This is a genomic window from Rhizobium sp. Leaf341, from assembly GCF_001424325.1.
In the GTDB taxonomy this organism is placed as follows: Bacteria; Pseudomonadota; Alphaproteobacteria; order Rhizobiales; family Rhizobiaceae; genus Ferranicluibacter.
Genome location: NZ_LMPE01000001.1, coordinates 2,195 through 2,861 on the forward strand (window position 1 = coordinate 2,195; position 667 = coordinate 2,861).

The 667-nt window shown below is 55.8% G+C and carries 1 tRNA gene; it reads left to right on the top strand.

What is annotated here, in order from left to right:
- Positions 1 to 14 precede the first annotated feature (14 nt).
- Positions 15 to 90, top strand: a tRNA-Ala gene (locus ASG03_RS00015).
- The last annotated feature ends 577 nt before the right edge of the window (positions 91 to 667 follow it).

Consider the following 667-nt stretch of genomic DNA (forward strand, 5'->3'; position numbering starts at 1 on the left):
GCTTATCACAGATTGGGGCTGTAGCTCAGCTGGGAGAGCACCTGCTTTGCAAGCAGGGGGTCAGCGGTTCGATCCCGCTCAGCTCCACCATTCCGGTTTTGTCTTTGAGAGAAATACCCGTTTGCATCGGCTTTTGAGAGCCTGATGCCTGTTCTGATACATTGTGAAGAGAAGATATGTCTGGAGGCTTCCAGGTGTTGTTGCAGATCATCGCGAGATGGTGTGCTGCAGCGTCCGAGCCCGGGCCCGTTTGAAGCTGCATGAAGGTCTAGCCGACCTGACGCGGTTGAGGGTTCGGGGAAGGTGGGAAGCCTGTTACTCAAGGCATGATCATTGTTGCCGGTACTGGTTGTCGACGCGCTCCTGAAAAGGGGGTGTCGGGAACGGGGATCGGTTCTGATGGTTTGTCGATGGATGTTGCCTGACCGCGCATCCCCGGACATTATCTCGAGAAGCTGGTCTTAAGATCTGACCTCGCAGTGCACCGGCGTGCCTGCAAAGAGGATCAGGTCGAACACGTCGATGGCATTCTGAAGTGGTCTGATTGTAAAAGGTAATCAGGCCGTTGTTCCCGCGCATATCGTTAGCGAGGGAATGTCGTTCGCCGCACCTGCAAAGGTGCCGGGATGGCCAGGTTTTGCACCCCTTCAAGCGCAAGCGAGGAGGA